6 protein-coding genes and 1 pseudogene are annotated in these 6,064 nt (G+C 70.1%); 5 read left to right on the forward strand and 2 right to left on the reverse strand.

Annotated elements, in window-relative coordinates; genetic code table 11:
* Positions 1 to 153 precede the first annotated feature (153 nt).
* Genes G6027_RS09310 through G6027_RS09325 form a run of 4 tightly spaced genes read left to right on the forward strand, consistent with a single transcriptional unit; the run spans position 154 to position 4,391 of the window.
* Positions 154 to 1,017 (forward strand): SDR family oxidoreductase, encoded by an 864-nt coding sequence (locus tag G6027_RS09310; RefSeq protein WP_241726984.1) that lies wholly within the window; start codon positions 154 to 156, stop codon positions 1,015 to 1,017.
* 2 nt (positions 1,018 to 1,019) lie between these two features.
* Positions 1,020 to 2,924 (forward strand): glycoside hydrolase family 15 protein, encoded by a 1,905-nt coding sequence (locus tag G6027_RS09315; RefSeq protein WP_182636925.1) that lies wholly within the window; start codon positions 1,020 to 1,022, stop codon positions 2,922 to 2,924.
* Positions 2,921 to 3,883, forward strand: a complete 963-nt coding sequence (locus G6027_RS09320) for a TIGR03885 family FMN-dependent LLM class oxidoreductase (protein ID WP_182636926.1) — start codon at positions 2,921 to 2,923, stop codon at positions 3,881 to 3,883. Before G6027_RS09315 ends, G6027_RS09320 begins: the two co-directional genes overlap by 4 nt.
* A gap of 31 nt (positions 3,884 to 3,914) precedes the next feature.
* Complete coding sequence (locus G6027_RS09325; protein WP_182636927.1) at positions 3,915 to 4,391, forward strand: hypothetical protein; 477 nt, start codon at positions 3,915 to 3,917, stop codon at positions 4,389 to 4,391.
* Positions 4,392 to 4,523: 132 nt separating this feature from the next.
* Here G6027_RS09325 and G6027_RS09330 read toward each other — a convergent pair whose 3' ends face one another.
* Positions 4,524 to 4,694 carry a hypothetical protein gene (locus tag G6027_RS09330; RefSeq protein ID WP_182636928.1) on the reverse strand — a complete coding sequence of 57 codons (171 nt, stop codon included), beginning with the start codon at positions 4,692 to 4,694 and terminating at the stop codon, positions 4,524 to 4,526.
* A 263-nt stretch (positions 4,695 to 4,957) separates the two neighbouring features.
* Here G6027_RS09330 and G6027_RS09335 point away from each other — a divergent pair, with 263 nt between their 5' ends.
* Positions 4,958 to 5,812 carry a PhzF family phenazine biosynthesis protein gene (locus G6027_RS09335; RefSeq protein ID WP_182636929.1) on the forward strand — a complete coding sequence of 285 codons (855 nt, stop codon included), beginning with the start codon at positions 4,958 to 4,960 and terminating at the stop codon, positions 5,810 to 5,812.
* A 38-nt stretch (positions 5,813 to 5,850) separates the two neighbouring features.
* On the opposite strand, the pseudogene G6027_RS09340 reads toward G6027_RS09335, so the two are convergent.
* Positions 5,851 to 6,064: pseudogene (locus G6027_RS09340) on the reverse strand (FAD-dependent oxidoreductase); the annotation flags it as partial.

The following is a 6,064-nucleotide window of genomic DNA, read 5'->3' on the forward strand; positions in this document are numbered from 1 at the left end:
GCCGGCCGGGCCACCCGGCCTCCCACCGGCCCTGCCACCTCCGGCCCTGTCACCTCCGGCCGTGGCGACCCGATTGCCGGTGGCGGATACGACAGCTTTACGTACGTTGGAGATATGAGCAGCACGAGCGATACCACACGACGCGCCGAGGAGATGACGAACGACAGCGGCGGATTCCCGTCCCAGGAGCAGCGGCCCCCCGGGCTCAGCTCCGAGATGACCCCGGTGCCCGATCACGGAGAACAGACCTACCGCGGATCAGGCAAGCTCCAGGGGATGAAAGCCCTGATCACAGGCGGGGATTCGGGAATCGGGCGGGCCGCGGCCATCGCCTACGCCCGCGAGGGAGCCGACGTGGCGATCTCCTACATGCCGGAGGAGGAGTCCGACGCCCAGGACACCCGGGGTTGGATCGAGGATGCGGGCCGACGGGCGGTACTCCTCCCCTGCGACCTGCGCGACGAGACCCAGTGCCGACAGATGGTCAGGGATGCCGCGGAGCAGCTCGGCGGTCTGGACATCCTCGTCAACAACGCCGGTTACCAGCACGCTCGCGGCGAGGGTCTGGAGACCATCGACAGCGAGAACATGGACCGGGTGTTCAAGACCAATCTGTACGCCACGATCTGGGCGAGCCAGGAGGCACTGGACCACCTCGGACCCGGGTCGTCGATCATCACCACCACGTCGATCCAGGCCTACCAACCGGCCCCGCCGCTGCTCGACTACGCGGCCACCAAGTCGGCCCTGAACAACCTCACCGTCAACCTCGCCTCCGAGCTCGGGTCCCGGGGCATCCGGGTGAACGCGGTCGCCCCCGGCCCCATCTGGACGCCGCTGCAGCCGGCCACGCAGCCCGGCGAGAAGCTGGAGGAGTTCGGTTCGGACACCCCGCTCGGTCGCGCGGGACAGCCCGCGGAATGTGCGGGTGCGTTCGTCTTCCTCGCCTCGCCCGCCGACGCCGGTTACGTCTCGGGCACCGTGCTCGGGGTGACCGGCGGCAAGCCCGTCTTCTAGAGATGGCCGGCTCGACGCGCAGCACCCCCCTCGAGGACTACGCCCTGCTGTCCGACCTGCGTACCGGTGCGCTGGTGTCGCGGGACGGGAGCATCGACTGGCTCTGCCTTCCCAGATTCGACTCCCCCGCTGTGTTCTCGGCCCTGCTCGGCGGCCCGGAGGACGGCCGGTGGTGCCTTTCGGTGGCCGACGGCGAGGTGCTCGATCGCCGATACATCCCGGAGACCTTCGTGCTCGAGACGACCTGGCGGTCGCCGACCGGCACCGCCCGGGTGACCGACTGCCTCCTGCGGAGCGAGTCGCAGGGGGACCTGATCCGCCGGGTCGAATGCCTCGACGGCGAGGTGACCGTCGAGCACGACCTGCGCCTGAGGTTCGACTACGCACGGGCCACGCCGTGGACCCGGGAGATCGCGAGAAACGGGGAGGACCGCGCGCTGCTGGCCCTGGCCGGGCCCGACGGGATCCTGGTGACCGGCCCAATGTTGCACTGGCCGGACGAGGACGACGACGACTCGGCTCCCAGCGACGACACCCACGCCCGCGCCGCCGTACGCGACGACGACCAGTCACAGGAAGGTGGGCGCGCCCGCCGACTCGAGGGGCGGTTCGATGTCCGCGCCGGAGAACGGTTGGACTGGGATCTGACCTGGTTCCCGTCCCACGAGGAGGTCCCCGACCCGCCCGACGCCGACGCGACGATCGCGGCGACCGTCAGCGCCTGGACCGACTGGGCCGCGCAGTTGGAGGTCGAGTGCGATCCCCGGCCGGAGGTGACCCGCTCGCTCCTCGTCCTGCGGGCGTTGACCAATCTGGACACGGGCGCCATCGTGGCCGCGCCGACCACCTCGCTGCCCGAGTACTTCGGCGGCGAGAGGAACTGGGACTACCGCTACACCTGGCTCCGCGACGCCGCCTTCACCATCGAGGTCGTGGTGGCGCACGGTCTCACCGAGGGTGCCGCGCTCTGGCGCGACTGGCTCCTGCGTGCGGTCGCCGGTGACGTCGACGACGTCAAGATCATGTACGGCCTGGGTGGGGAACGCCAGCTGATCGAGATGGAACTGGACCACCTCGACGGTTACGAGGGCTCCCGGCCGGTGCGGATCGGCAACGGAGCGGCAGACCAGTACCAGGCCGACGTCGTGGGGGAGGTCATGATCGCCCTGCACGACCTGCGCGAGGCCGGCGTCCACGAGGACGAGTACACCTGGGGCCTGCAGAAGGGACTCCTGCGCTACGCGGAGAAGCACTTCGACCGCGAGGACCACGGGATCTGGGAGATGCGCGGATCCCCCCACCACTTCACCCACGGGCGGGCCATGATGTGGGCCGCATTCGACCGGGGCGTCCGCGCGGTCGAGCAACACGGTCTCGACGGGCCCGTGGAACGGTGGCGCGAGCTCCGATCCCGCCTGGCCGAGGAGATCGACGAGCACGGGTTCGACGAAGAGCTGGGCAGCTTCACCCAGACCTACGACAACTCCGAGGTGGACGCCTCACTCCTGCAGTTGCCCCACACCGGATTCCTGGACTACGACGATCCCCGGATGCTCGGCACGGTGGCATGCATCGAACGTGACCTCGTGACCGAGGAGGGGTTCGTCCACAGGTACCGGGTGGACAGCGGGATCGACGGTCTGGAGGGCGGCGAGTACCCGTTCGTCCTGTGCACCTTCTGGCTGGTCGAGCAGTACGCCGGGAGCGGCCGCATCGACGAGGCCCGGACCCTCATGGAGACCATGGTCTCCCGGGGCAGCGATCTGGGTCTGTTCTCCGAGGAGTTCGATCCCGCATCCGGCCGCCTGGCGGGGAACTTCCCCCAGGCGTTCAGTCACATCGGGTTGATACGGGCGGCCGACGCCCTTCAGGCGGCCCGGAGGGGACGACAGGAAGGCGAACGATGACCACCTACGGATTCCACGCCTCGCACGAGCAGATCTCCCCGGGCAGGTTGCTGCGGGACGTGCAGCAGGCCGAACGCGCGGGCTTCCGGATCGCGATGTGCTCCGACCACTTCTCACCCTGGTCGACGCGCCAGGGCCACTCGGGCTTCGCCTGGTCGTGGTTGGGCGCCGCGCTCGCCACCACCGAGATGACGTTCGGTACCGTCTGCGCGCCCGGCCAGCGCTACCACCCCGCCGTCGTCGCCCAGTCGTCCGCAACGCTGGCGGAGATGTTCCCCGACCGTTTCTGGGTGGCCCTCGGCAGCGGCCAGAACATGAACGAGCACATCACCGGCGACAAGTGGCCCGACAAATCCACCCGGCAGGCCCGCCTGGAGGAGAGCGTCGACATCATCCGCCGCCTCCACCGCGGCGAGGAGGTCACCCACCACGGACTCGTCGACGTCGAGAGTGCGCGGGTCTACTCGCTCCCGGAGACACCACCTCGGATCATGGGCCCCGCGCTCACCCCGGAGACCGCCGCGAGGGCGGCGCACTGGGCCGACGGACTCATCACGATCAATGACGACCCCGACTCGGTCCGGCAGATCATCCGGTCCTACCGGACGGCCGGGGGCCGGGGAACTCTCGCCCTCCAGGTCCACGTGGCCATCGAGGACACCATGAGCCGCGCCCGTGAGGTCGCACGGGATCAGTGGCAGAACCATGCCGTGGACCCGCCGGTCGCCTACGACCTGCCCACCCCCGAGGAGTTCGACCTGGTCGCCCGGTACATCCCGGACGAGAAGATCGAGGAGACCGTGATCGTCACCGACTCGGTCGATCACCTGGTCGGTCGGCTCCGCGAGTTCGAGCAACTGGGGTTCGACGAGATCTACCTGCACCACGTCTCCCAGGACCAGGCCGGGTTCCTCGAGTTGGCCGAGCAGGAACTGCTCCCGGCGCTCGCCCGCGGTTGACCTCTGGAACAGAAGACGTAACGTCGCCGGTATGGCCACTGAGATGTTGCACACGTACATGCAGGACCACCACGCCGGCGCGGCCGCCGGCGTGGACCTTTTCCGGCGGGTGGCCGAGGACCACGAGGATCCCGAGATCCGCGAGGTCGTCTCCCGCATCGGTGACGAGACGGTGGATGACCTCCACAGTCTTGAGGAACTCATGACCCTGGCGGGGACGTCCCCGTCGGCGCTCAAGGACCTCCCGGCCCGGGCCGCGGAGAAGCTCGGTCAGCTCAAGCCCAATCAGCGGTTCGCCCAGAGGTCGCCGCTCAGTGATCTTCTCGAGCTGGAGGCACTGACCATCGCGGTGCGGGGCAAGGAGCTGGGGTTCAGGGCCATGCTCGAGATCGGCGACCCGCGTCTCCCCCGGCCCACCCTGGAGGCGCTGGTGGAGCGAGCGGTCGAGCATGGCAGGAAGCTCGAAAAACTTCGCCTGACGTGCACGGACGCGCTCCGCGAGAGCTGAATCCCGCGGGACCCGGCGCGGTGCGCGGACCCGTGACGCGGCGAGTCGGCCCCCGCCGCGCGGGGGCCGACTCGTGTTTCTCGAGGACACCGGCCCGAGGCCGGGCCGTGCTCTCGCTGTGGTGCTCGGCGGTCAGACCAGTTCGGCGGAGCCGACGAGGCCCGCGGCGCCGTTGACGGCCGTGCGGATCACGCCGACGACCTCACCGAGGAAGTCTGTGCCGGCGTCGACGACACCGGAGCCGGTCGTGAAGGCGGTCGAACCGAGCTGGAGGAGGCCGAGGCCCTGATCGATGCTGCCCATGATGTGAGTCCTTTCGTCGTGTGACGACGGCGGGCCCGTCGCCATCCGGGCTCGTCATCCGGATGGGTTCGGAATCATCCGGACCGAGGGGCCGGCACCCACCGAGGGAGTGAGGGCTCCGCTCGATGTTGCCGACACATACACCGTAACAAAGCTGTGGCACAAGTCCACCGCACCGTGAGGTCGCCCGCCTGTGGCTCGGTGCCCGGGCACCGCACGCGGTCCGGCGGATCGCTCCGGCCTGTCGGGCGTACCGTCGGGGGATGAGGTTCTCGCAGGTCGACGTCTTCTCCCACGTCCCGTTCCGCGGCAATCCCCTCGCCGTGGTCCACGACGCGGGCGGACTGTCCGAGTCGGAGATGGCGGCCATCGCCAGGTGGACCAACCTGTCCGAGACGGCGTTCCTCCTCGAGCCCACCTCTGCCGAGGCCGACTACCGGGTCCGGATCTTCACCCCCGAGACCGAGCTGCCGTTCGCCGGTCACCCCACGCTTGGTGCCTGCGCGGCGTGGCACTCGGCGGGTGGGCGGCCCCGGGTGGCCGGCAGGGTCGTGCAGGAATGCGGGATCGGACCGGTCATCGTGCGCGACGAAGGGGGCGGCGACTGGTCGTTCGCCGCACCGGAGCTGATCAGGTCAGGTCCCCTCGAGGAGCCGGAGGTGGAGCGACTGGCGTCGGGGCTGGGGCTGCGCCGCGAGGACGTGGTGGACCACTCCTGGGTGGACAACGGCCCCGGCTCCTGCGCGCTGCTCCTGCGCGACGCCGAGGCCGTCCTCGCCGTCAAGCCCGACGTGCAGGCCCTGGACGGGGACCGGGTCGGGGTCGTCGGCCGCTACCCGACGGACCGGGAGGGCCCGGTCGAGGTGGAGGTCCGCTTCTTCCCCGTCTCCGCCGGGATACTCGAAGACCCGGTGACCGGCAGCTTCCATGCGGGACTGGCGGTCTGGCTCACCGGCAACGGCACGCTGCCCCGGCGATACACCGCCCGTCAGGGCACCGTGCTCGGGCGTGAGGGGCGTGTGGGGATCGCCGCCGGAGGTGACGACGCCCCCGGCACCGGCATCTGGGTGACCGGTCATGTCGCGCACCTGGTGGCCGGGGAGATCCGGGCGGGATGACCGGAGCGCAGCAGCCCGCCCGCAGGGGGCGGCACCGTTCAGCGCATCTCCCCCGCGCCCACGTACGGGTTGAGGCTGGCGGTGGGCCTGCCCTCGGCGAATCGGGAGAGGCGGCAGTCCGCCGGGTCGACACCCGACATCGTCGTCGTCCCGTCGAGGAGCAACTCCGCGACCAGCCGACCGACCGCAGGCGCCATCTTGAACCCGTGCCCGGAGAAGCCGACCGCCAGGAACAGCCCGTCGAGCGGTGAG

Origin of the sequence: Dietzia sp. SLG310A2-38A2 (assembly GCF_014145095.1) — a bacterium.
Lineage (GTDB): Bacteria > Actinomycetota > Actinomycetes > Mycobacteriales > Mycobacteriaceae > Dietzia.

Bases quoted from the DNA above. Each gene is read 5' to 3' on its own strand.
- G6027_RS09310 (WP_241726984.1), top strand. From the start codon at position 154: ATGACGAACGACAGCGGCGGATTCCCGTCCCAGGAGCAGCGGCCCCCC.
- G6027_RS09315 (WP_182636925.1), top strand. From the start codon at position 1,020: ATGGCCGGCTCGACGCGCAGCACCCCCCTCGAGGACTACGCCCTGCTG.
- G6027_RS09320 (WP_182636926.1), top strand. From the start codon at position 2,921: ATGACCACCTACGGATTCCACGCCTCGCACGAGCAGATCTCCCCGGGC.
- G6027_RS09325 (WP_182636927.1), top strand. From the start codon at position 3,915: ATGGCCACTGAGATGTTGCACACGTACATGCAGGACCACCACGCCGGC.
- G6027_RS09330 (WP_182636928.1), bottom strand. From the start codon at position 4,694: ATGGGCAGCATCGATCAGGGCCTCGGCCTCCTCCAGCTCGGTTCGACC.
- G6027_RS09335 (WP_182636929.1), top strand. From the start codon at position 4,958: ATGAGGTTCTCGCAGGTCGACGTCTTCTCCCACGTCCCGTTCCGCGGC.